The organism is Prevotella sp. ne3005 (assembly GCF_900110085.1).
Taxonomy (GTDB): domain Bacteria; phylum Bacteroidota; class Bacteroidia; order Bacteroidales; family Bacteroidaceae; genus Prevotella.
This window is the reverse complement of the sequence record NZ_FOCK01000008.1, coordinates 1-24,925: the sequence shown is the minus strand read 5'-3', so window position 1 is coordinate 24,925 and position 24,925 is coordinate 1. Positions and strand designations below refer to the sequence as shown.

The following is a 24,925-nucleotide window of genomic DNA, read 5'->3' as shown; positions in this document are numbered from 1 at the left end:
CCAATATATTAACGAAATGCATAAGAGATTGTCCATATTGGCTGTTGTTCTGCTGATGGTATCAGCAGCTATGGCTCAGGTGACTACTTCTGGAATTACCGGTGTTGTAATGGCTGGTGGTGAAGAGGCTATCGGTGCTACGGTAACGGCCAAGCATGTTGCTTCAGGTTCTGTCTATCGTGCTGTCACGAATATTGATGGCCATTATACGATTACGGGTATGCGTGCCGGTGGCCCTTATGATGTGGAGATTTCATACATAGGCTTCCAGTCGGCCGTGTTTTCAGATATCCAGTTGGCACTGGGTCAGAATGCGGTCATCGATGCCACGCTGAGTGAGGGCTCTGAGATGATTCAGGAGGTGGTGGTAGTGGCTAAGGCCAACAACACCATGCGTAGCGACCGCTCTGGTGCCGTTACCAACCTGAATGCCCAGCAGATGGCGACGGTGCCAACCGTAGGACGTACGATGCTGGATATCATGAAGATGACACCTCAGTCGAGTTCGGCCAGTGGCATGGCTATCGGTGGTGGTAACTACCGTCAGTCGAGTGTCACCATCGACGGTGCTTCGTTTAACGACTCGTTTGGTATGGAGCCCAGTCCCCTCCCTGGTGGCGGCACTCCTATCTCTATCGATGCGCTTGAACAGATGACGGTGTCGATCACTCCATACGATGTGCGTCAGAGTGGTTTTACGGGTGGTGGCGTGAATGCCGTTACTAAGAGCGGTACCAACACGTTTAAGGGCTCAGCCTATACCTATCTGACCAGTTCGTCGCTGAAGGGCAGTAAGGTTGGCGATGTTGAGCTTCCTATTGCAGATGGCCATAACTCTACCTTTGGCGTGACCTTTGGTGGCCCCATCCTGAAGGATAAGCTCTTCTTTTTCGTTAATGGTGAGTATGAGGACAATGTGGTTACAGGCCCTGCAGTAATGGCAGGTAATGGCAACGCTCCATATTCGGCCACGAATCGCCGACCCCGTCTCTCTGAACTTGAGAGCCTTTCAAACTTTATGTCTAAGCAATATGGTCTGTCCACAGGACCATGGCAGGACTATAATCTGAAAACGCCCGCCTATCGTATTCTGGCACGAATAGACTGGAATATCAATGACAACCATAAGTTGAATGTGCGTTTTACCAAGTCAAATCGTAAGGAGTCTAATCCTGCCACCGCCTCTCGTTCCATTGGCAGCAATCGTACTACGATTATATACGGTGGTAACCAGAACTCATACGGAAGTAATACAGACTACAGCATGTCATCGCTTTCCAGCCGTTACTATAATGAGTATCGCTTTACTTCGTTTGCTGCAGAATTGAACAGTAAGTTCGGCAAACTTCATAATACGCTGCGTGGCACCTATTCGTTCCAGGACCAGCCCCGTAGTAATGAGTATGGTGAGTCGGCTCCCGTGGTTGAGATCGTGATGGATAACGGACAGGGGTTGTTCCCTTCTTGGGCATTGACGGGTGATCTGTTTACATATCAGAATGTGGCCCAGACGAAGACCACCGTGATTACCGATGAGGTGAACATCCAGTTGGGCAAGCACAATCTGTTTGGTGGTATTCAGTTTGAACATGATTACGCTGCCAATGGCTATGCCCAGGCTGCTGCTGGCTATTATGCCTTCCAGGCTACCCCGGAACAAGTTGCAGCTGGCGACTGGGCTTCGGTGTTTACTCCCGCCAATACCCGTTTGTTTGGTATCACCTATGGAAATAATGAAGACCACTCGGGCTTTGTTGCCAAGATGTCAACCAACCAGTGGTCGCTCTATGTGCAGGATAACTGGAGTATCTCCGACCGTTTCCGTATGTCATTGGGTTTACGCTTTGAGTTGCCCTCGTATCCGGAATTGAAGGATAACTTCAATGAGGGTTACTATAAGATCGACTTCGGTGGTCAGCACTTCCGTACCGATAATGTGCCCAACGCCAGCATATCGGTCTCACCCCGTATAGGTTTTAACTGGGATATCACTGGTGAGCGCAATCTTATCCTGCGTGGTGGTACAGGCTTGTTCGTGGGTCGTCTGCCGTTTGTGTGGCTGATCTCAGCAGTGGGTAACTCTGGTATGGGTCAGACCTCTTATATCGCTTCGCAGACCAAGGGTGTTATCCCGACCTTTACCACTAGTCAGGAGGATATGCTGCGCCAGATTGGTGCTACCAGTAAGACCACCATTCCAGGTTCGCCTACTATCTTGAGCGAAGACCTGCGTATGCCTAAGACCTGGAAGGCTTCGTTGGCACTCGATGCGAAGCTCCCCGGTGATATTGACTTTACTCTGGAGGGCATATATAATAAGGATATGAACCCAGTCGTGGTGTCGAACCAAGACTTCTACTGGGATGGTAGTTCTACCGTTGATCTCGGACATGGTGATGTTCGTCGCAAGATGTCTTACTACGATGCCAATTCATCTGCCTATGTGCTGGAGAATGCAGGCTCAAAGGCCTACTATTACTCGTTGAGTGCCCAATTGCGCAAGTCATTTGCCTTCGGTCTGGACCTTTCTGCCAGCTATACGCTGTCAAAGGCAAAGACCTATACTGACGGTATTGGTAACCAGGTGGCCTCGGCCTATAACAACTATCGTTACTCCGTGAATGCCGTCAATGATAACGAGACGGGCTATGCCACCTATGTGGCCCCGAACCGTCTGCTTCTCTCTGCTTCTTACACACTGAAGGAGTCGAAGAATGCAACCTCACGCTTCTCGTTGATTTATGACGGCTATCAATATGGCTATCTCAATGACTATGCGTTCAGCCGTTATTCGTATACTTTCTCCGCGAATGTCATCAACGATGCTCTGGCTCCCGCCAACCTGATCTATGTGCCTGCCTCGCGTCAGGAACTTGATAGCTGGGATTTCGCAGAGAGCACCTATGGCCCTGACAAGAAAGTGTATACGCCAGAGATGCAGCGCGATGACTTCTGGACTTATATCCAGCAGGATGACTATCTGAAGAACCGCAAGGGTGAATATGCTGAGCGTGGAGGTGCCAAGATGCCTTGGCATTATCAGATCGACTTCAAGTTCCAGCAGGATCTGGGTATCAATGTAGGTAAGACCAAACATACTCTCCAGCTGGGTGTCGACATCCTGAACCTGCCCAATTTCTTATCCAAGAAGTGGGGTCTCTACAAGCAGGTTTCTGAGACGTCCCTGCTCTCCTACAGTAAAGGAAAGTATGTATATAATACGGTGGATGGCGAACGTCATCTGAAGACTTATAGGGACATGCTCACCACATCATCCACTTATCAGATTATGTTCACAATCCGTTATCTCTTTAATTAAAACCTCACACGTGAGCAGGAGCCGTACTATTGTATTGATATTAGCCTTTTCAAGTTTCCTGTATGCTTCTGCACAGGAGAAGAGGTCTTTTTGGGATCATGGCATAGGGAAATTCCTGAAATCTGCAGATGACATGCTTGATCGTTGGCAGGAAGAAGGAGTTGATACCAATTATATCCGTAAGCCAAAGTTGAGTCGCATGGTGTATCTTGGATATTACGGTTATTTCCAGCAGCACGACATGACTTTCCCCGTGTTGGTTAATAATGCGGATATACCTCTGGATGGGCAGTATATGCCGCCCAATATGTCTGAGAAGAAATATATGGCGACCGATATGCACACTTACCAGACAGAGTTTGAGTTGGGCATAGACTGGCGAGGCATATCATTGGAACTTCCTATCCCTATCCGCAACCGCTACAGCATGTCCTTCGGTCTTGCGAAGAACGGCTCTGTATGGGGCGCCCGTATTCGCTACAAGTCGCTCAAGAATATGGAGGGCGTTCTGGATGACGCATTTAACCAGGGGATGTCTCAATGGAAACGCAACGTGGATAACCAAACGAACGACCCGGCTGTAACATCGGAAAGCACTATTCCTGCGGGCAAAATGGATCTTAAGATTTTCTATGTGGAGGGATACTATGTGTTTAACCACAAGAAGTTCAGTCTTGCAGCAGGTGCTTACGGGGATATGGTGCAGAAACGCAGTGCGGGCAGCCTGTTCGTGATGGGTAACTATTACCAGAGCACGTTCGGGGCTAACACCCTTTTTAACCATGAGCGTGACGAATTCCGCAACTGGAAGCTCTCTTTCGGCCCCGGATATGGATACAACTGGTCTATCAATGAGGGAAAAGTGTGTATACACATGTCGGTGATTCCTATGATTTCCATCTTTAATCATTTGGTACACAAGTATGACGATTCCAGTGAGCGTTTGCGCTGGAGCAATTATGATACGCACTATTATGATGCGGTGGATAATGGCAAGAGCCGCTTCGTGTTCAACTACTTCGGGCGTTTTGCCGTCAGCTATAGCTTTGACCGCTTTCTCCTCAATTTCCTTTTTAACTATCGCCAGTATCTATACAGGAACAATGCCGATACGGAGATAAACAACAGGGATTTTGATGCTCAGGTGAACATTGGGATGCGATTTTAATAAAAAATCCCACAGTGGGTAAGACTGTGGGATTCCGTAGGGACACCCGGGCTCGAACCGGGGACCTCTGCAATGTGACTGCAGCGCTCTAAACCAACTGGGCTATGCCCCTGAATTGCTGTTTTGCGGGTGCAAAAGTAGCAAATAATTTTGAAACAACCAAATCTTTCTATGTTTTTTTGTTAATTCTTAATTCTTAATTCTTAATTCTTAATTAAATGTTGTATCTTTGCACGCAAATTTGCAAATAAATAACGTTATTATGGCACAAGAAGATGTATTTAAGAAGATCGTAAGTCATTGTAAGGAATATGGTTTTGTGTTCCCCTCAAGTGAGATTTACGATGGATTAGGAGCCGTTTACGACTATGGTCAGAACGGTGTGGAGTTGAAGAATAACATTAAGCAGTATTGGTGGAAGGCCATGACGATGCTGCACGAGAATATCGTGGGTATCGACAGCGCCATCTTTATGCACCCTACCATATGGAAGGCTTCTGGTCACGTGGATGCTTTCAATGATCCCCTGATCGACAACCGTGACTCCAAGAAGCGTTATCGTGCTGACGTGCTGATCGAGGATCAGATTGCCAAGTACGATGAGAAGATCCAGAAGGAGGTTGAGAAGGCCCGCAAGCGTTTTGGCGACAGCTTCGATGAGGCTAAGTACTTGGAAACCAGCGAACGTGTGAAGGAGACCAAGGAAAAGCGCGACGCTCTGCATGCCCGTTATGCGGCTGCCATGCAGGGTCCTGACCTCGATGAGTTGAAGCAGATTATCCTCGACGAGGAGATCGTAGATCCCATCAGCGGTACCAAGAACTGGACGGATGTTCGTCAGTTCAACCTGATGTTCTCTACTGAGATGGGTGCCAGTGCCGATGCTTCGATGAAGATCTACCTGCGTCCTGAAACGGCTCAGGGCATCTTCGTGAACTACCTGAACGTTCAGAAGACTGGTCGTATGAAGATTCCTTTCGGTATCGCTCAGATTGGTAAGGCTTTCCGTAACGAGATCGTGGCCCGTCAGTTCATCTTCCGTATGAGGGAGTTCGAGCAGATGGAGATGCAGTTCTTCGTACAGCCAGGCACTGAGCTCGAGTGGTTCCCGAAGTGGAAGGAAACTCGTATGAAGTGGCACCAGGCTCTGGGCTTCGGTGCTGAGAACTACCGTTTCCACGACCACGACAAGCTGGCCCACTATGCCAACGCTGCTACCGATATCGAGTTCAAGATGCCATTCGGCTTCAAGGAGGTGGAGGGTATCCACTCTCGTACGAACTTCGACCTCTCTCAGCATGAGAAGTACTCTGGCAAGAGCATCAAATACTTCGATCCTCAGACCAATGAGAGCTACACTCCGTATGTCATCGAGACCTCTATCGGTGTCGATCGTATGTTCCTCTCTATCATGTGTCATGCTTACGACGAGGAGAAGCTGGAGAATGGCGAGACCCGCGTGGTGCTGAAGTTGCCCGCAGCTCTGGCTCCTGTGAAGTGTGCTGTTATGCCGCTGGTGAAGAAGGATGGTCTGCCCGAGAAGGCTCGTGAGATCATCGACCAGCTGAAGTTCCACTTCAACTGCCAGTATGATGAGAAGGACTCTATCGGTAAGCGCTATCGTCGTCAGGACGCCATTGGTACTCCCTACTGCGTCACTGTCGACCACGACTCACTCACTGATGGTAAGGTGACACTCCGTTTCCGTGATACGATGGAGCAGGAGCGTGTGAACATCAGCGACCTCAACGCCATCATCGAGGATAAGGTAAGCATTGCAAGTCTTTTGAAGAAACTTCAGTAAATGAAAAAGCTGAGCTACATATTCCTGGCCGTGATACTATTCCCGTTTATGGGGATAGTATCATCGTGCTCAGGGGATAGTAAGGAGGAAGACGAGTTTGACAAGTGGCAGGAGAAGAACGAGGAAATTCTGAATCAGTGGGTTGCCAATCCCAGCTATAAGAAGATTCTGACCTTCTCGAAGAATGAGAGTACTATCGCTTCCTTTAAGAATACGGACTATATCTATGTAGAGGTGCTTGAGACGGGCAGTGGTGGTGACTCACCGCTCTATACCGACACCGTTCGCGTAGCCTATCGTGGTCATTACATCCCTACGGCGTCTTATCCAGAGGGCCTTGTCTTTGACCAGACCTATCTTGATGACTTCAATTGGAAGACTGCTGGTACTGCGAAGTTCCAGACAGGTGCTTTGGTGGATGGCTTTGCCACTGCCCTGATGCACATGCATGTGGGTGACCGCTGGCGCGTTCGTATTCCTTATATGTTAGGTTATGGCAAGAACGACTATAAGGCCTCTTCCAGCACCACCATCCCAGGTTATACCAACCTGGTGTTCGAGATCGCCATGTACGACATGTGGCATCCAGGTGAGTACCGCTCGATCTTCAAGTAACCTCATGGCCGAAGGCATCCACGCCGAGGCAGGATAGTGAAGCGGTTTTTGTCCAAATGTTGGGTAAAAAGTATAGATTTGGACAAAAACCGCCCAGTTTTTATCCAAATGTGGGGTAAAAAGTACAATTACAATTTTATCCGATTTGGATAATCTTTTTTGGATAATTCTTCCTCTGCCAGAATACGAAGTCTTTGCGAAAAGGCATTTAAAAATCATCACACGCTCTTATTGAGAAGCAATTGCTGACTCACCAGCAAGGGGTCTATGAAGTCTATGACAAATTCATGGCAGAGTGGATAAGGAATCAATGACTTGCCAAATGAACACAAGGAAAACAAAACATCAGCCCCGCTGACCGTCAGTGTGAATGGTCAGCGGGGCTGTCTGTTTGTTATCTGTTTTGCCTCTGGGGCGGTGTCTGAATCCGCCTTTGCAGCGAAATCTGAGTACTTGGTAAGCGGCTCAACAATTTTTCAAATTTCAAAAATAGCCTACATGCCTACATAAATAGGCTATAACAACCTGAAAGACAATACGTTAGTAGAAAAGCGGCCTACATAAAGCCTACATGCAGCCTACATGGAGCCTACATATAGCCTACATAAATACGGGGTTTTCTGAACAAAAAAGCGTCTTTTTGTGTGCAAAAGATGTTCTTTTAGAACACAAAAGATGGTCTTCTGTCATGCAAGAGCCTATCTTTTGGTATACGAAAGACTATCTTTTGGCATACGAAAGACTATCTTTTGTCACTCGAAAGACTATCTAAAGTGCTGCGAAGGATAGTCTAAAGGCCAAGGGATATTACGGATGACTCACCAATTCTCTAGAGAATTGCGGACTTTAGTCCGGGGAAAGTTCCAGAGAGTGACGACTAAACTCGTGAATTCTCTAGAGAATTTCAAAGTCTTTAAGGAGCATACTGCGCGTTTAAGTGGCATAAATGGGATGTTTATAGCATCTAAACATGCAGTTTGTGTATGCAAAAACGCCTAAAATATGTAGGTACTATGTAGGCTGCATGTAGGCTTTATGTAGGCTTTATGTAGGCTGAAAATTTACTAAATGCTTAATATCTAGGCAGATATATGCTAAATATGTAGGCATGTAGGCTAAAATACAAATTCTGAATAATTTTCTTTTTGGTAGCGATCGTGAATCTTTTTGTATCTTTAACTTCGTTGAAGATGCGTTCGTATTGAAAATACTCCAATAAAAATTTGGTATTTTACTCACTTATTCGTATCTTTGTCCCCAAAGAATAAAAACCAAAAGCTATGCCAAAGTACGCAGATTATATCAAACGGATAGAGATCGACTCGCTCTGGAGTGGGAAGAAGCACATCGTCTGGGAGTTGAACCGCCATGTCAACATCCTGAGCGGTACCAACGGTGCGGGTAAGAGTACCATTCTGAATAAAGTGGTGAAGGGACTTTCAGCAGGTGGTGAGTTCCCCTCCCACATGCTGAAGGGGGTGCGCCTGGATGTGGAGCCAGAGGATGCCAAGTGGATTCGCTATGACCTGATACGTTCGCTGGACTCCAATCTGCAGCAGACATTTTCTGAGAATACCGGGTTCCTGTCTCAGGCCATGACGGCCTTGGCTGGAGTGGGGGCAGGGTCGCTGCTTGACATGCAGCTCTTCCAGCTGCAGCGCAAGTATCTGGATTATCAGGTGAATATCGGCAACCGCATCATCGAGAAGCTCCAGACTGGTGATGCTGAGGCTGCCCAGCAGATATCGCAGAAGAAGACCCGTTTCCAGGATATCGTCGACGAGCTGTTCAGTGATACGGGAAAGAAGATGATCCGTACGGCCAACGAGCTGCAGTTCACGCAGATAGGTGAGGTGCTGTTGCCTTATCGCTTGTCGAGCGGTGAGAAGCAGATCCTGATTATCCTGTTGACGGTGCTGGTGGAGGATGATGAGCCTTACGTGCTCTTTATGGACGAGCCGGAGGTGTCGCTCCACATGGAGTGGCAGAAGCGGCTGATAGACCTCTGTCTGGAGTTGAATCCGAATGTGCAGATTATCCTGACTACCCATTCGCCTGCCGTGGTGATGAACGGTTGGGTGGACTCGGTGACGGAAGTGAGTGACATCACGGTTTGATAGATAATTGAAAATTGAAGATTGAAGATTGAAGATTGAAGATTGAAAATTATGCCTAGTAGGCTCAGGGATAATCTGAATAGCAGCTACTTCGAGGCGGCCAATGCGCTGAGATCGAAGACGGCACGACATAGGATTGTGGCTTATGTCGAGAGCTATGATGATATTTATTTCTGGCGTACCGTTCTTTCGGAGTTTGAGAACGACAAGCGCTATTTCGAGGTGATGCTGCCCTCGAAGATCAATCTGACACGCGGGAAGAAGTCGGTGTTGATGAACTTCCTGGAGGGCGAGCCCTTGGGGAAGGATATGATTGCCTGCGTGGATGCCGATTATGACTATCTGATACAAGGTCGGACACACCAGTCGAAGCGGGTGCTGGAGAGTCCCTATGTCTTCCATACTTATGTCTATGCCATTGAGAACTTCCAGTGCTATGCTCCGTCGTTGCACAATGTCTGTGTCTCCGTAACGCTTAACGACCACCGCATCTTCGACTTCCGCGGGTATTTCCAACAGTTCAGCGAGGCGATATTCCCGCTGTTCGTGTGGTCGGTCATGGTGTATCGTAATGGCAACTATCCCAAGTTCTCGATTACGGATTTCTGCCGTATTGCTGACCCGGGAGGGTTCAACGTGCAGATGCCAGACCCCTCGATTGCCAAACTGAGGCGGAAGGTGCATACGAAGATCAATGAGTTGCAGCGCCTCTTCCCGGATGCGAAAGACGAGTATCTGGCTACCAAGGACGACATGAAGGCACTGGGTGTGACCCCTCAGACCACCTATTTATATATACAGGGGCATCATCTCTTTGATACCGTCGTGTCGCCCATCTTGTCGAAGGTGTGCAACCTGCTTCGTCAGGAGCGCCAGAACGAGATATATCACGCCTCGGCGCACAAGACGCAGAAACGTAACGAAATGTCCTGCTACGAGAATTCGCTGCAGGACATCAAGGTGATGCTTAAGAAAAACACGGGTTATATGGTCTCCGAGCAGTTCCGCCGTCTGCAGGATGATATCCGTCACTATCTGGATGCGGATTAGACATACGTCTCAAGAAATTTCACTTCGCCCTCTACCCTGACCTCATTGGTGGTGGCAGGGAGAAGTACGGTGTCGCCCATCTGGAAGGGCATCTCCTCGCCATTGCATATCAGACGGCCCTCGCCCTTGACGGCAATGAGGATCACGAACGAGTCGAGTTCGGAGTAGTCGAGCGTCATGGGCTCGGTAAGGTCGTAGACGGCTGTGGTGAAGTATGGACAGGTTGCCACCTGCACCCCCTCGTTCTTTAAGGGCTCGTATTCCGTACGGTAGTTGTCGAGCACGGTGTAGTCGATACTCTCTGCAGCCAGCTGGGTGTGGAGCTCACGGTAGTTGCCATTCTTGTCCTTACGCTTGAAGTCGTAGATACGGTAGGTGACATCCGACGTCTGCTGGATCTCTGCTACAAAACATCCGGCCCCAATCGTATGGATACGCCCTGCGGGGATGAAGAACACATCGCCCTCGTGTACCTCATAACGTGCCAAAGCATCGGTGATGGTATCGTTCTCCACCATCTGTTTGTATTGCTCGGGGGTGATCTGCTGCTTCAGACCATTATATAGCATCGCTCCAGGGGTGGAGGGGAGGGCATACCACATCTCGGTCTTGCCGTGGCTCTTGCCTTGACGGTGGGCCACCTCGTCGGAGGGGTGAACCTGGATGCTCAGGTCCTGATGGGCATCGATAAATTTGACAAGCAAGGGAAACTCATCGCCAAAGCGCTCGTAGTTCTCTTTGCCTACGAGCTGGTCTTTCATCTCGCTGACGAGCTGGTTGAGGCTCTTGCCTTTATCAGGGCCATCGGCCACGATGGTCTCAAAGTCTTTGACGCCGGATATCTCCCAGCTCTCGCCAACTTGTTCCATCTTGGTATTCAGATGTTTAAAAGGGATGATTTTGTCTCCTCCCCAAAGTGTCTGTTTCAGTAGTGGCTCAAACTTGAACATTGTTAACTAGTCTTTCATTTTTTCATTCTTTCATTCTTTCCTCAGTTCTCCTTCCAGAAGCTGCGGGTAAACAATACCAGTACGGTCATGATCTCCAGACGTCCCATGAGCATCAGCGGACATAAAATCCACTTGATAACGTCGGGCAATACCGACCACGACATCACAGGACCTATCTGTGTGCCCAGTGTCGGTCCCACGTTGCTGACGCAGCTCAAGGCTATGGTGATGGCGTTTGTATTGTCTATGCCGACCACAATCATGATGGTGGCTGTAACCAGTGTCATCAGGATGGTAAGCGTAAAGAATGCAAATAGTGCAACCAACTTGGATTGTGGTATGTTTACACCGTTGACCTTGACGGGCAGCACGGCATTCGGGTGAAGTATCTGACGGAAGTTGTTGCGTATCACCTTCAGCAGCATCACGCCTCGCACACATTTGAAACCACCGCTGGTACTACCTGCGCATGCTCCCAGGTACATCACCACTCCCAGTATCACCCATGTGATGTGTGGCCAAGTGCCTGCATCTTCATTAAACATTCCCGTGGTTGTCATGAATGATACCACCTGGAAGAGTGCCGCTCTGAATGCGTGCTCCAAGCCGTAGTCCATGCGGGTCAGCAGCAAGTACATGATCCATAGCGTGGCACCTGTCAATACACCTACATAAAGCTTGAATTCAGAGTTTGTGAACAACGACTTCACTTTCCTCTTGATGATGCTTATATATAATAAGGTGAAGTTGATGCCAGAAAGGAATTGGAAGGTGATGGAGATGTAGTCGATGGTGGCCGAATGGTAGTACTCGGTGCTTTCGTTGTGGATGGCAAATCCGCCAGTGGCTGTGGTGGTCATGGAGTAGTTTACGGCCTCAAAAAGGGTCATGCCTGCAGCCCAAAATGCCAGTCCGCAGGCTATTGTCAGTATGAAGTATATGCTCCAGATCCACTTGGCCGTCGTCGAGAGTCTTGGGTGCATTTTCGCTTTTATGGGGCCTGTTGCCTCTGCGGCAAACACCTTGACGCTACCGCCCACCAGCGATGGCAGAATGGCAATGGTAAAGAACACGATTCCCAATCCTCCTATCCATTGGGTCAGCGATCGCCAGAAGAGTATGGCGTGTGGCAACACCTCCACATCGTCTATGATCGATGCTCCGGTGGTTGTAAAACCGGATGTTGATTCAAAGAAAGCGTCGGTAACATTTGTGATGCTACCATGTATCAGGAATGGGAACATCCCGAAGAACGAGAATACCACCCATGCAGCCGTTACCACTACGTATGCATCTTTACGGCTCAGGCTGTTGTCTGCGTTCCGTCCAAGGTATAGGAAGAAGAAGCCGCTTCCGAAGGTGATCAGTAGTGATATCAGAAAGGCCATCAGGTCGTCTTCTCCGAACGAAAAGGCCATCAGGGCGCACAACGACATGAACAATGCCTCAATGAATAGCAGTGAGCCGATAATCTTACTGATGATACGGAAGTTTACCATATCGTATTTTTCTTAAAGAACTTCTCTACGTTGTTCAGTTTCTGTTCGTGGCAGAATACCATCACCGAGTCGCCTGCCTCGATTTGCGAGTTACCATTCACCAGCATGCCCTGACCATTACGAACCAGTCCGCCGATGGTCACACCAAACGGCATACCGAGATCCTTGACGGGCTTTTTCGTCACTTTGGAGCCTTCGGCAGCCGTAAACTCCGCCACCTCGGCATCTACGAGCATCAGACTTCGCAGGTTGTCGACATCGGCATCGAGCATCATCTGGAAGATGTGGCTGGCGGCAATGGTCTTCTTGTTGATGATGGTGCCGATATCCAGACTCTCTGCCATGCTCACATAGTCGAGGTTCTCGACCATGGCGATGGTCTTGCGTACACCAAGCTTCTTGGCCGTCAGACAAGCCAGGATATTGGTTTCGGCATTGCCTGTAAGTGCCACAAAGGCCTGGGTGTTCTTGATACCTTCTTCCTCCAACAATCCCAGATCGCGTCCGTCGCCATGGATCACCATCGTATCATTGTCTTCCAACAACTCATTCAGTTTTTCACAACGGACAACATCCTTCTCGATGATCTTCATGTTCATGTAGTCGGGAGCTGTCAGGGCTGCTCGTACGGCTGTCTTGCCACCGCCCATAATGATCACGTTCTTCACGTCGGTATAATGCTCCTTTCCTACAATCTTGCGGATGTATGGGATATAATCCTTGGTGGTCATGAAGTAGGCCAGGTCGTTCACACGCAACTCATCCATACCACTCGGGATGATTGTCTCACCGCCACGTTTGATGGCTACAACGTGATAAGGGTCGTCCGGACCGCAGAGTTCTTTCAACGGCAGGTTCAGAATCTCAGCTGTCTCACGTAGCTTGATGCCCAACAAAATCAGGGCACCGTCGTGTACGTCCCAACGCTGACGTACCCACGACATCTTCAGTCCGTTGTTGATGTCGGTGGCAGCCAGTACTTCGGGGTAGATGAGTGAGTCAAGTCCCAGGTTCTTGAAAAAGGGCTGCAGACTTGGTGAGAGATATTCGTAGTTGTCGATGCGGGCTACAGTCTTCTTGGCTCCTAAGGCATGCGCCAGAATACAGGCATTGATGTTCGTACTCTCCTCGGGGGTGACACCCACAAAGAGGTCGGCATGCGGTGTGTCTGCTTCCTTCAGTGCCCTGATGCTGGTGGGCGATGCACAATAGGTCATCACGTCAAACTCGCCGAGGCCGTTGAGGCGCTCTTCGTCGGCATCAATCAGCACACAGTCCTGATGTTCGCGCGACAGCAGTTTCGACAGATGAGTTCCTACGGCACCTGCACCGACGATGACGATTTTCATATTTCCTTGATTGCCTTGATGATACTTTGCTCGTCGATGCCGACAATCTTCTGCAGTTCACAGACTTTGCCGTGTTCTACAAACTTGTCGGGCAATCCGAGGCGGACGACACGAACTTGGTAGCCGTGGTCGTTCATCCATTCCAGGACGGCAGAGCCCAGTCCGCCTTCCTTCGTTCCGTTCTCAATCGTGATAACCTTCTTGAATTTCTTTCCCACCTCATCCAATATCTGTTCGTCGATGGGTTTCAAGAAGCGCATATCATAATGGGCCACACTGATGGCCTTGCCTTCATCCTCCAATAGTTGGATGGCTCTCGTCACATTGTTGCCTATCGGACCGATGCTTAGCACAGCCACGTCACTACCGTCTTTCAGCTTACGGCCAGTGCCCACCTTTACTTCCTCCAGTGGACAACGCCAATCCTGCAGTTCGCCACCACCACGCGGGTAACGGATGACAAAGGGTCCCTTGTTCGGTAACTGGGCTGTGTACATCAGTCGGCGCAGCTCATGCTCGTCGAGCGGCGATGAGATGGTCAGATTCGGAATCGGGCGTAAGGCTGCAAGATCGAAGGCACCATGATGTGTAGGACCGTCTTCTCCAACAAGTCCGGCACGGTCGAAGCAGAATACCACGTTCAGGTTCAGCAACGCCACATCATGGATGATATTATCGAAAGCACGCTGGGCAAAGGCGCTGTAGATATTACAGAAAGGCAGTAGCCCGTCCTTGGCCATACCACCCGAGAAGGTGACAGCATGTCCCTCAGCGATACCTACATCGAAGGTTCTGTCGGGCATCTCCTTCATCATGATGTTCATCGAACAGCCCGAGGGCATGGCGGGGGTAACACCGACAATCTTTGGATTCTGTTTGGCCAACTCCAACAGGGTATGGCCGAACACGTCTTGGTATTTCTGAGGTTTCGTGGGGTCATTGTCCACAATACGCTCACCTGTGTCGGGATTAAACTTTCCTGGAGCATGCCAGGTGGTCACATCCTTTTCTGCAGGGGCATAGCCATGGCCTTTCTGCGTATGCAGATGCAGCAGCTTCGGTCCCTTCATGTCCTTCATCTGCCGGAGGATGCGCACCAGCTCCTTGACGTTATGCCCGTCAAAGGGTCCGAAGTAGCGGATGTTCATTCCTTCGAAGATGTTCTGCTGATGGGAGATGGCACTCTTTACAGCATTGGTCAATCGGATGATCCCCTTCCGGCGGTCATCGTTGAGCATGCCTTTACTGTGCATCCAACGGGCAGCCTTGAAGCGCAGGGCATTATAGGTCTCGTTGGTACTCAGGTTCAGCAGATATTGTTTCATACCGCCTACCGAGCGGTCGATAGACATGTTGTTGTCGTTGAGGATGATGAGTAGGTCGTTGGGACTCGACGAAACGTTATTCAAGCCTTCGAAGGCTAAGCCGCCACTCAGGGCTCCATCACCAATGACAGCCACCACATGCCGGTTTTCCTTGCCTTCCAACTTGGCGGCCACTGCCATGCCAAGGGCTGCAGAAACGGAGTTGCTGGCATGGCCGCAGGCAAACGTGTCGTACTGGCTCTCCTCTGGTGAGGGGAATGGCTTGATGCCACCAAGTTTGCGGTTGGTGCAGAACTGTTCGCGTCGTCCTGTCAATATCTTGTGGCCATACGCCTGATGGCCCACATCCCATACAATACGGTCTTCGGGTGTATTATACACATAATGTAGTGCTACGGTAATGTCTGCCACGCCGAGACTCGATGCCAAATGCCCAGGATTGACGGCTACCTCTTCCACGATATCGCGACGCAGCTCATCGCATAGCTGGGGCAACTCGTCGACCGTGAGCTTACGCAGGTCCGCAGGGGTTTGGATCTTGCTTAAGAGTGTAAATTCAGTCTTTTCCACACTAATAATTGTTATTTCGACTGCAAAGATATACAAATTTTATCAATTTACAAAATAAATCAATATTTTTGCATAGCGAAATCTGAATAAGACTTAAAATAGGTGTTATGGGACGGTTGGATTTCTTTCTATAAATAATGCTAAAAGGTTTGGTAGTTACATAAAAACTTCATATTTTTGCAGAAAGTTTATAAGACTGCACCTAAAATATGAAATTTATCACCTTGCCGTTTACTGACACCCGTCGCCTCTCTTTTTATCTGGCGATGGAAGAGTTCGTGGCCCGTCGTCTCGACGAGTCCGACGCTTTCTTTATGTGGCAGGTGGAACCTACGGTTATCTTCGGGCGCAATCAGGTGGTGGAAAACGAGGTCAACCTCGACTACTGTCGTGAGCATGGCATCCATGTGGTCCGTCGGAAGAGTGGGGGAGGTTGTGTCTATGCCGATATGGACAATGTCATGCTCTCGTTTATCACCTCTGGCGAGAATGTAGGCTTTGCCTTCAACCGTTTCATAAATATGGTGCTGCTTGTACTCCGGAAAATGGGTGTCGAGGCCACGGGAACGGCTCATAATGATGTGATGATCGGCGACCGTAAGGTGTGCGGTACTGCCTGTTATCATCTTGAGGGACGGAGCATCGTGCATTCCACCCTGCTCTATGATACCAACATGGACCACATGCTCCATGCCATCACCCCCAGTACGGAGAAACTTCAGAAAAAAGGCATCCAGAGTGTACGCCAGCGCATCACATTATTAAAAGACCACACCTCATTGGGTCTTGACGAGGTGAAGGCTCTCATCCGTGATACGCTTTGTGTGGGGGAGCGGCTGCTGACCCTTGATGAGGTGGCTGAGATTGAAAAAATTGAACAACAATATCTGCGTGAAGACTTTATCAAACAAATACAATAATCTATGGCAATTAAACAAGAACTTGAAAAGAAAACCAAACGTACTTGTCTCTATGACAAGCACCTGTCGTTAGGTGCTATGATGGTGGAGTTCGGTGGCTTTGACATGCCCCTGCTGTATCAGAATGCGGGCATCGCCCCTGAACACATCGCCGTTCGTGAACATGTGGGTCTCTTCGACGTGTCCCACATGGGTGAGGTCACCGTAAAAGGCCCCGATGCCGAGCGCTATGTACAACATATCTTTACGAACGATATCGCAGGGGCTCCGGTAGGAAAGATCTATTATGGCATGATGTGCTATGAGAATGGTGGCACAGTAGACGACCTCTTAGTATATAAGATGGGCGAGAACGATTTCTTCCTGGTTATCAACGCAGCCAACATCGACAAAGACTGGGCGTGGATGCAGGAGAAAGCCGAGGGCTTTGACATCGACCTCCAGAACCGTTCCGACTACTATGGTCAGATTGCCGTTCAGGGCCCTGAGGCTGAGCATAATGTAGAAACGGTATTGGGATTGCCTTGCAAGGAACTGACGTTCTACACCTGTAAGACCATTGGTGACGTGATTATATCCCGCACGGGCTATACTGGCGAGGACGGCTTTGAGATCTACGGCTCGCATGCCTTCATCAACGAGTGTTGGGATAAACTTATCGCTGCAGGTGTTCAGCCTTGTGGACTGGGATGCCGCGATACACTGCGCTTCGAGGTGGGGCTGCCTCTCTATGGTGATGAACTCTCTGAGGAGATTACCCCTATCATGGCAGGTCTAGGTATGTTCGTGAAACTCGACAAGCCTGAGTTTATCGGTAAGGAAGCTCTCGCCAAGCAGAAAGCTGAAGGTCCGGCAAAGAAACTCGTGGGTATCGAACTCTTCGATAAGGCCATTCCCCGTCACGGTTATACCGTGCTGAACATGGAAGGCGAACCCATTGGTGAGGTAACCACGGGCTATCATACTCTGTCGTCTGATAAGAGTGTGTGTATGGCACTCGTGGATGCTGCCTACGCCAAACTTGACACTGAGGTGCAAATCCAGATTCGTAAGAAGGTCTTCCCAGGAAAGGTGGTCAAGAAACAATTCTATAGCAAGAGCTATAAAAAGTAAAAAGGTAAAAAAGAAAAAAAGGTAAAAAATAAACAATAATAAGTATTATGGCAAAAGTAATTGAAGGACTCTACTACTCAGAGTCACACGAATATGTAAGAGTAGAAGGTGATTTTGGTTTCATCGGTATTACAGATTATGCCCAGAACGCTTTGGGTAACGTGGTGTATGTGGATATGCCTGAGGTCGACGATGAGGTGGAAGCCGGTGAGGAGTTTGGCGCCGTAGAGAGTGTCAAGGCTGCCAGCGATTTGTATTCTCCTGTTAGTGGAACTGTTGTCGAAGTCAACGAAGCCCTTGAGGATCAGCCCGAGCTGATCAATGAGGATGCTTTCGAGAACTGGATTATCAAGGTGGAACTCAGCGACAAGTCTGAGCTCGACAACCTGATGGACGCCAAGGCTTACGCTGCTTTCTGCGAAAAATAAAGTTCAATTTTCAATGTTCAATCTTCAATGAACTATAAGTATTTTCCCCATACGGAAGACGACCTGCGCACGATGATGGAAAAGGCGGGGGTGAAAGACCTCGATGGCCTCTATGCCCAGATTCCTGAGAGCATCCGCTTCCGAGGAGACTATAAGATTCCCTCGGAGATGAGTGAGATGGAGGTGCGCCAACTGTTTGAGAAATTGGGTTCGCAGAATCAGCAACTAACCTGTTTCGCTGGCTATGGCGTATACGATCATTACACACCGTCTGTGATTCCCAGTCTGCTGCAGCGTTCCGAGTTTCTGACCTCCTACACTCCGTATCAGGCAGAGATCTCGCAAGGTACCCTGCACTATATCTTTGAGTATCAGTCCATGATGACAGAACTCACAGGTATGGAAGTCTCCAACGCATCCATGTACGATGGTACAACTGCTACTGCCGAGGCTATGATGATGGCTGTGGCTGCTGGTAAAAAAGTTAACAAAGTGCTAGTGTCAGAGACCTTGAATGGTGATACCCGGAAGGTGCTCAATACCTATGCTTTACATCAGGGTATTGAACTGGAGACAATAAGCGAGAAGGATGGCGTAACTGATGTTGAAGATCTTAAGGCAAAACTGGCTGCTGGAGGCGTGGCTGGCGTTATCGTGCAACAGCCTAACGCCTGTGGTATCGTTGAGGACTTTACTGGTTTTGCTGATGCTTGTCATGATAACAAGGCTCTTTTGATTATTAATAGCGTTGCAGCCGATCTTGCTGTGCTGAAGACTCCGGGAGAGTGGGGCGCTGATATTGCAGTGGGCGATGGTCAGAGTCTGGGTATCCCGATGCAGTTTGGCGGTCCTTATGTGGGCTATATGTGTTGCACAGAGAAACTCATCCGTAAGATGCCTGGTCGTATCGTGGGTATGACTAAAGATAATCGGAATCAGCGAGCCTTTGTGCTAACCCTTCAGGCTCGTGAACAGCATATCCGTCGCCAGAAAGCCACGTCGAATATCTGCTCCAACCAGTCGTTGATGGCTCTCTTTGTGACCATATACATGTCGTTGATGGGCAAACAAGGACTGAAGGAAGCAGCACAACTTTCTTACGCAGGTGCTCACTATCTCTGTGATAAACTCTTGGCAACAGGAAAGTTCCATTTGGTTTACGACAAGCCATTCTTCAATGAATTCCTTGTTCGCTATGATGGAGATATTGACAAATTGTTCTCGTCCTATCTGATGAATGGCATTCTCCCGGGTGTTAAGATGAACGATGGTAGTCTGCTTATTGCTGTTACAGAAAAGCGTACAAAGGAAGAAATCGACCGTTTCGTCGAAGCACTTCCGTTGGCGGATGGTCTACATTAACTCTCAAAAATAGAAAAAATATGAATAGTAAGTTATATGGATCATTGATATTTGAACTCTCCCACGAGGGCCGCAAAGGTTATAGTCTGCCCAAAAACAATTTTGGAGATTACGAGATACCTGCTTCTATGAAACGTGCAGAAGATGCTCAATTGCCCGAGTGCGACGAGTTGACGGTAGTGCGCCACTATACCAATCTCTCTAATAATAACTTCGGCGTGGATACAGGATTCTATCCTCTGGGCTCGTGTACAATGAAGTACAATCCTAAGATCAATGAGGAGATGGCTGCTCTGCCCCAGTTCCAAAACCTACATCCAAAACAACCGGCTGCCACCGTGAAGGGCGCGTCGGCTTTGGTGACATTGTTGGAGAAATCACTCTGTGAACTCACGGGCTTGGCGCACTTCACCTTCAAGCCTTACGCTGGAGCCCATGGTGAACTAACTGGTCTGATGACCATCGACAACTACCACCGTTCTCGTGGCGATATGGCTCGTAAAAAGGTGATTGTGCCCGATTCAGCCCATGGCACCAATCCTGCTTCTGCTGCTGTCTGTGGCTTGGAGATTATCGAAGTGAAGTCACTGGCCGATGGTACGGTGGATTTTGAGGACCTGCAACGTATCGTCGCTGAACAGGGTGCTGAGATTGCCGCCATGATGATGACCAATCCCAATACGCTGGGCCTTTTCGAGACCCGTATTCCTGAGATAGCCCAGTTGATTCACGACTGTGGTGGTCTGATGTATTACGATGGTGCCAACCTGAATCCCATGTTAGGCGCTTGTCGCCCTGGCGATATGGGCTTCGACGTGATGCACATCAACCTTCACAAGACCTTCTCTACACCTCATGGTGGAGGTGGTCCTGGCAGTGGCCCTGTTGGTGTTCGTGAGGGCTTGCAAGAGTTCTTCCCCTGCGTATCGCCTTATCAGGGTAACTACGCTGTGATGATGCGTGCTTATGCTTATATCCTTTCGTTGGGTCGTGAGCATATTAAAGAGGTAGGTCCCTTGGCTGTACTCAATGCCAACTACATCAAGGAGTCGTTGAAGGATGTCTACGAACTTCCCATCGACACCATCTGTTGTCACGAGTTCGTGTTCGATGGCCTCAAGGATAAATCCACGGGTGTTACGACGATGGATGTGGCCAAGCGTCTGCTTGATTACGGTTATCACGCCCCCACCATCTACTTCCCCCTGCTGTTCCACGAGAGCCTGATGGTGGAGCCTACGGAGAATGAGAGTAAGGAGACGCTCGATGGCTTTATCAATGTGATGCGCCAGATTGCTGAGGAGGCTAAGACTGATCCTGATCTGGTAAAGTCTGCACCACACAATACGCCTATCGGACGTGTCGACGATGTCCTTGCTGCCAAGCATCCTGTGGTCACCTATCGTCAACTTATGTCAGAAACATAATGTTCAATCTTCAATCTTCAATGTTCAATGACTAAAGCTGATCTAATTATCATCGGCGCGGGGCCTGGTGGCTACCGCGCCGCTGAATATGCCGCCAAACAAGGCCTGAAGGTTACGATCTTCGAGGGCGCTGAGGTGGGCGGCACCTGTCTCAATGTGGGCTGCATCCCTACCAAAACCTACGTCCACTCGGCAACCTTTGCCGGGGCTCGTGAGCGTATGGCTCAGGTAGTACCCCAGTTGCGTCAGGGCGTTGAGGGCATTCTCTCACATCCCAACATCACGTTGGTACGTGAGAAGGCTGCTTTCGTTGATGCTCATACGGTTAATGACCATACCGCTGATAACATCATCATCGCCACAGGTTCAGAAACCAAATGGCTTCCTATTGAAGGCGCTAACGACCCTCAAGTGGTTGATTCCACAGGCCTTCTGAATCTCGAAACCCTGCCCAAGCGCCTCTGCATCATTGGTGCAGGTGTTATCGGTATGGAGTTCGCCTCTGTGTTCAACCGTTTTGGTTCAGCGGTTACGGTGATAGAGTTCCTCAAGGAGTGTCTGCCGGCGCTCGATAGTGACATCGCCAAACGCCTCCGCAAGCAGATGGAGAAGGAAGGCATTTCCTTCAATATGCAATGTGGTGTGAAGCAGATAGCTGATGGTGAGGTGTTCTTTGAAAATAAGAAAGGTCAAACAGAGCGTGTTGAAGCCGATGTCATTCTGATGGCCACGGGCCGGAAACCGCGTGTTCAGGCAGATTTCGCTAAGGCTGGCATCGACTACGATGAGCGTCAGGGTGTCAAGGTCAACGAGCATTTTGACACCAATGTCAAGGGTGTTTATGCTATTGGAGATTGTAATGCCCGTCAGATGCTCGCTCATGCTGCCGAGATGCAAGCTGTTCATGTTGTCAATCAGATTTTGGGTAAGACCGATGGTATCCGTTTCGACATCATGCCCGCTGCCATCTTTACCTCTCCCGAGGCCGCTTGCGTAGGTCCTACAGAAGACCAACTCAAGGCTCAAGGCATTGCTTACGAGTGCCGTAAGTCTTTCTGGCGCGCCAACGGCAAGGCTCTTGCTATGGGTGAGACAGAAGGAATGCTGAAGTTATTCGTGAACCCGGTTGGCGAAATCTTAGGTTGTCATGCCTATGGTGCTCATAGTGCTGATATCATTCAGGAAGTTAGCGTACTGATGTGTAAGCACACTACGCTTAGTGAACTCGCCGATATGGTGCACATCCATCCTACGCTCTCCGAGATCCTCAAATCAGCAGCAGAATAACTAAAATATAGAAAAATATGCAAGAGTTTAGGCAGTATTTATCGGAAACGGTGAAAACGTTAGAGTGGCAGAATGCTGAGAAATGTAAAGCAGCTGCTAAAGACATCATGGACCACTTCTCCGAGACATCGGGCAATATGTCACGTTCTATCCTGATGAATGGTATCTATCAGGGCTTGTATGCAGGCTTTGATGCAGTTTCCGACACTTTACAAGAGAAAGGAACCGATGGCATCAATTTGTGGCAAGCATTGCAAGATGATGTTGTCGAAAGATACAGTGATAAGCAGATTGTGATGCAGTTGGCCACTCTTACTGTTCTTGCCCAGGAAGCCCGAAACAATAATGATGTGGCTTTCAGGAAATATAAGGAAGCCAATGTCGTAGATGAGACCTTGATCACCAGTGTGGTGGATTGTCTTGCCAAGATGCGCCCATGGGCATCAGGCGCTCCATTGGATCATTTTAATGTTGATCCTGATTTAGGTGGTTTCTGTAAGAAGATCGCTGCAGGAATGCTTGCCAACACCTTCCGTCAGCTCAATCTTGAGATTTATCACAAGGATGAGTTCCACGTCATCTTTATAGGCTTATTTAGAGACTTCACCAAATCACCTGCCATCACCCAAGAATTTGGTGAAGATCTTATTGAATGTGCCAAGCAACTGATAAGCCAATTAGACGATAAATCCCCCTATACGAAATTGTATCAGGATTATTGTACCTCTCTCAGCAAATAAGGAGCATAAATTGTTTCATAAAAAAACGCTGTAGAAATCAATCTACAGCGTTTTTATAATCTTTTCCACTTCCTTGGGGAAGTATTCCATTTCCAGTTGGTGCTCCTTTTCTGCGATATCGTCTACCGAATCCTCGGGTGATAGTGCCACTTTGTATTGTGCAATAATCTCACCTGCATCGCAGACGGGAGTGACCCAGTGGATAGTCATACCCGTCTCCGTTTCTCCGGCAGCCTTTACTGCCTCATGCACATGATGGCCCCACATACCTTTGCCGCCATATTTGGGCAGAAGGGCAGGGTGGATGTTGATAATGCGGTGGGGATAAGCCTCAATCAGGAAATTTGGAATCAATGGTAGCCATCCTGCCAGGACGATGAAGCCGATATCATACTTCTTAAGCAGTGGCAGCATCACGTCAGGATTGTGAAGGTCTGCCTTGGGGGTTATGGCTGTCGGTACGCCTAGGCGCTCAGCACGCACCAATGCGTAAGCATCGGCCTTGTTGCTTACTACGAGGGCTGTATTCACTGTTTCTGAACCCGCGAAATACTTAATCAGGTTTTCGCAGTTCGTCCCGCTTCCTGATACAAAAATTGCTATATTCATCTTCCCTATCCTCTCTTTTTCTTTTTTCTGTCGTTCAAAATCTTGATGACGAAGATGATGACGCTGCAGGTGAAGGTGATGACGTTAGTAAAAAACATGAAGACGCCTTCGCGTCCGAGCATCCAACCCTGACACATGAAAGCTAAGCTGCCAACGGCCATCATGATAAAGGCGGGCATGGAGATACCGTCGGTATTGCGTGTACGAATGGTCTGAATGGCCTGAGGCAGATAACCGAGGATAAGACTAATACTGGCAATCCACCCGAAGATGTCAAATAATACCTGATGTTCCATAATACGTTATTCTAAGAAAAGTTCTTAATGTGGGCGCAAAAGTAAGAAAAAAAAACGAAAAACTACTATAATTCGGGAAAAATGTTTGTCATTTGGGCACAAATGGCAAAAAAATCCCCCTCGCCAACTGGGAGGGGGATTTCTTTATTATTTCCAAGGATTGTCGTAACCGACAGGACCGTTCTCGAGCTTCTGACATACAATCTCGATTTCCTCGTAGTGCTGCTCACCGTCTTCCCACTTCTCGACGTAGTTGATGCAGTAGCAGTTGGTGCCCTTGATCTCCTTCATGGCGGCGCCGTCCACGGTGTTCACGAACTTCACTGAGAAATCCTTCGGCATTGTCGGGTCAAGCATCCAGGCAATCAGCTGGTTGTTGCCGTCGTTCATAGCCTTTACACGGATTGTTACCTTACCACCGCGGGGGATACCTGCGATCTGTCCTTCACGATCGGTAGCCTGATCAAACTTGTAGTCTACCATCATCACCTCACGAGGCTCAAAATCCTTAACCTCAAGAACTACTGGTGTTACATTCTCTGCCATAATATGTTTCCTTTCTATTTTTAAAATTCAACTTACTTTTTACTTTTTTACTTTTTTACCTTTTACTTTAGGTTATGCCCAATCGTTCTCGTACTTCACGTTGCCGAACTCGATGGCCTTACAGGTGATCTCGATCTCCTCGAAGTGACCCATCTTGTCCTCCCACTTCTCCTCGAAGTTGATGCAGTAGCCGTTGGTGAACTTGATGCTCTTCATCTCCTTGTTGGTCTTGGTCTCCAAGAACTTGATCTCACCGTTCTTCGGGAGGCTGCGCTCTGTCATCCAAGCGAGCAGGTCGGGGGTGCCGTCGTTGAGGGCCTTCACGCGAACCCTGATCTTACCGCCGCGGGGGATACCTGCCATCTGTCCTTCTACGTCTGTTGCCTGATTGAACTCGTAAGTTACCATCAGTACTTCTCTCTCTTTGTAAC

General features: G+C 48.8%; 21 protein-coding genes and 1 tRNA gene. 13 read left to right on the top strand and 9 right to left on the bottom strand.

Annotated elements, in window-relative coordinates:
• Positions 1-16 precede the first annotated feature (16 nt).
• Together BMY16_RS12010 and BMY16_RS12005 are read left to right on the top strand one after the other, a co-directional pair.
• On the top strand, positions 17-3,319 hold the full coding sequence (locus BMY16_RS12010) for a TonB-dependent receptor (RefSeq protein WP_091842773.1): 3,303 nt from the start codon (positions 17-19) through the stop codon (positions 3,317-3,319).
• A gap of 133 nt (positions 3,320-3,452) precedes the next feature.
• Positions 3,453-4,487 carry a DUF4421 family protein gene (locus tag BMY16_RS12005; RefSeq protein WP_091842771.1) on the top strand — a complete coding sequence of 345 codons (1,035 nt, stop codon included), beginning with the start codon at positions 3,453-3,455 and terminating at the stop codon, positions 4,485-4,487.
• A gap of 37 nt (positions 4,488-4,524) precedes the next feature.
• Here BMY16_RS12005 and BMY16_RS12000 read toward each other — a convergent pair.
• Positions 4,525-4,599: transfer RNA gene (locus BMY16_RS12000), tRNA-Val, on the bottom strand.
• Positions 4,600-4,749: 150 nt separating this feature from the next.
• Between BMY16_RS12000 and BMY16_RS11995 the strand changes: the two genes are divergently transcribed.
• The 4 genes from BMY16_RS11995 to BMY16_RS11980 all read left to right on the top strand — a co-directional run bounded on the left by BMY16_RS11995 (position 4,750) and on the right by BMY16_RS11980 (position 10,073).
• Positions 4,750-6,291 carry a glycine--tRNA ligase gene (locus BMY16_RS11995; protein ID WP_091842770.1) on the top strand — a complete coding sequence of 514 codons (1,542 nt, stop codon included), beginning with the start codon at positions 4,750-4,752 and terminating at the stop codon, positions 6,289-6,291.
• Positions 6,292-6,906: an FKBP-type peptidyl-prolyl cis-trans isomerase gene (locus tag BMY16_RS11990; protein ID WP_091842768.1), complete on the top strand. Its 615-nt coding sequence runs from the start codon at positions 6,292-6,294 to the stop codon at positions 6,904-6,906.
• A 1,280-nt stretch (positions 6,907-8,186) separates the two neighbouring features.
• On the top strand, positions 8,187-9,023 hold the full coding sequence (locus tag BMY16_RS11985) for an AAA family ATPase (protein ID WP_091842767.1): 837 nt from the start codon (positions 8,187-8,189) through the stop codon (positions 9,021-9,023).
• A gap of 51 nt (positions 9,024-9,074) precedes the next feature.
• Positions 9,075-10,073, top strand: coding sequence for a DUF4435 domain-containing protein (locus BMY16_RS11980; protein ID WP_091842765.1), 999 nt, complete (start codon positions 9,075-9,077; stop codon positions 10,071-10,073).
• On the opposite strand, the gene BMY16_RS11975 is transcribed toward BMY16_RS11980, so the two are convergent.
• Genes BMY16_RS11975 through dxs form a run of 4 tightly spaced genes read right to left on the bottom strand, consistent with a single transcriptional unit; the run spans position 10,070 to position 15,766 of the window.
• Positions 10,070-11,023, bottom strand: a complete 954-nt coding sequence (locus BMY16_RS11975) for a type I phosphomannose isomerase catalytic subunit (RefSeq protein WP_091842763.1) — start codon at positions 11,021-11,023, stop codon at positions 10,070-10,072. The two genes, BMY16_RS11980 and BMY16_RS11975, sit on opposite strands and share 4 nt — an antisense overlap.
• 41 nt (positions 11,024-11,064) lie before the next feature.
• Positions 11,065-12,522: a TrkH family potassium uptake protein gene (locus BMY16_RS11970; RefSeq protein ID WP_091842762.1), complete on the bottom strand. Its 1,458-nt coding sequence runs from the start codon at positions 12,520-12,522 to the stop codon at positions 11,065-11,067.
• The gene (gene trkA / locus BMY16_RS11965) at positions 12,516-13,871 is read right to left on the bottom strand and encodes a Trk system potassium transporter TrkA (RefSeq protein ID WP_091842760.1); all 1,356 of its coding nucleotides are present in this window, start codon (positions 13,869-13,871) and stop codon (positions 12,516-12,518) included. Before trkA ends, BMY16_RS11970 begins: the two co-directional genes overlap by 7 nt.
• Positions 13,868-15,766, bottom strand: coding sequence for a 1-deoxy-D-xylulose-5-phosphate synthase (dxs, locus tag BMY16_RS11960; protein WP_091842759.1), 1,899 nt, complete (start codon positions 15,764-15,766; stop codon positions 13,868-13,870). Before dxs ends, trkA begins: the two co-directional genes overlap by 4 nt.
• 209 nt (positions 15,767-15,975) lie before the next feature.
• Here dxs and BMY16_RS11955 point away from each other — a divergent pair, with 209 nt between their 5' ends.
• Genes BMY16_RS11955 through BMY16_RS11925 form a run of 7 tightly spaced genes read left to right on the top strand, consistent with a single transcriptional unit; the run spans position 15,976 to position 23,043 of the window.
• Positions 15,976-16,686, top strand: a complete 711-nt coding sequence (locus BMY16_RS11955) for a lipoate--protein ligase family protein (RefSeq protein WP_091842757.1) — start codon at positions 15,976-15,978, stop codon at positions 16,684-16,686.
• 3 nt (positions 16,687-16,689) lie between these two features.
• A complete protein-coding gene (gene gcvT / locus BMY16_RS11950) occupies positions 16,690-17,799 on the top strand; it encodes a glycine cleavage system aminomethyltransferase GcvT (protein WP_091842755.1) in 1,110 nt (369 codons plus the stop codon).
• 47 nt (positions 17,800-17,846) lie between these two features.
• On the top strand, positions 17,847-18,227 hold the full coding sequence (gene gcvH / locus BMY16_RS11945; RefSeq protein WP_091842754.1) for a glycine cleavage system protein GcvH: 381 nt from the start codon (positions 17,847-17,849) through the stop codon (positions 18,225-18,227).
• A gap of 27 nt (positions 18,228-18,254) precedes the next feature.
• On the top strand, positions 18,255-19,589 hold the full coding sequence (gene gcvPA, locus BMY16_RS11940) for an aminomethyl-transferring glycine dehydrogenase subunit GcvPA (protein WP_091842752.1): 1,335 nt from the start codon (positions 18,255-18,257) through the stop codon (positions 19,587-19,589).
• A gap of 20 nt (positions 19,590-19,609) precedes the next feature.
• Positions 19,610-21,016, top strand: a complete 1,407-nt coding sequence (gcvPB, locus tag BMY16_RS11935; protein ID WP_091842751.1) for an aminomethyl-transferring glycine dehydrogenase subunit GcvPB — start codon at positions 19,610-19,612, stop codon at positions 21,014-21,016.
• A gap of 27 nt (positions 21,017-21,043) precedes the next feature.
• Positions 21,044-22,303, top strand: a complete 1,260-nt coding sequence (locus tag BMY16_RS11930) for a dihydrolipoyl dehydrogenase family protein (RefSeq protein WP_091842749.1) — start codon at positions 21,044-21,046, stop codon at positions 22,301-22,303.
• Positions 22,304-22,353: 50 nt separating this feature from the next.
• On the top strand, positions 22,354-23,043 hold the full coding sequence (locus tag BMY16_RS11925) for a hypothetical protein (protein ID WP_091842747.1): 690 nt from the start codon (positions 22,354-22,356) through the stop codon (positions 23,041-23,043).
• A 42-nt stretch (positions 23,044-23,085) separates the two neighbouring features.
• On the opposite strand, the gene BMY16_RS11920 is transcribed toward BMY16_RS11925, so the two are convergent.
• The 4 genes from BMY16_RS11920 to tssD (BMY16_RS15560) all read right to left on the bottom strand — a co-directional run.
• Positions 23,086-23,652 carry a phosphoribosylglycinamide formyltransferase gene (locus tag BMY16_RS11920; protein WP_091842746.1) on the bottom strand — a complete coding sequence of 189 codons (567 nt, stop codon included), beginning with the start codon at positions 23,650-23,652 and terminating at the stop codon, positions 23,086-23,088.
• 5 nt (positions 23,653-23,657) lie between these two features.
• Positions 23,658-23,948: a SemiSWEET family sugar transporter gene (locus BMY16_RS11915; RefSeq protein WP_091842745.1), complete on the bottom strand. Its 291-nt coding sequence runs from the start codon at positions 23,946-23,948 to the stop codon at positions 23,658-23,660.
• 147 nt (positions 23,949-24,095) lie between these two features.
• Positions 24,096-24,494 (bottom strand): type VI secretion system tube protein TssD, encoded by a 399-nt coding sequence (gene tssD, locus BMY16_RS11910; RefSeq protein ID WP_091842743.1) that lies wholly within the window; start codon positions 24,492-24,494, stop codon positions 24,096-24,098.
• 72 nt (positions 24,495-24,566) lie between these two features.
• On the bottom strand, positions 24,567-24,925 hold a 359-nt coding region (tssD, locus tag BMY16_RS15560), incomplete at its 5' end, for a type VI secretion system tube protein TssD (RefSeq protein WP_091842741.1).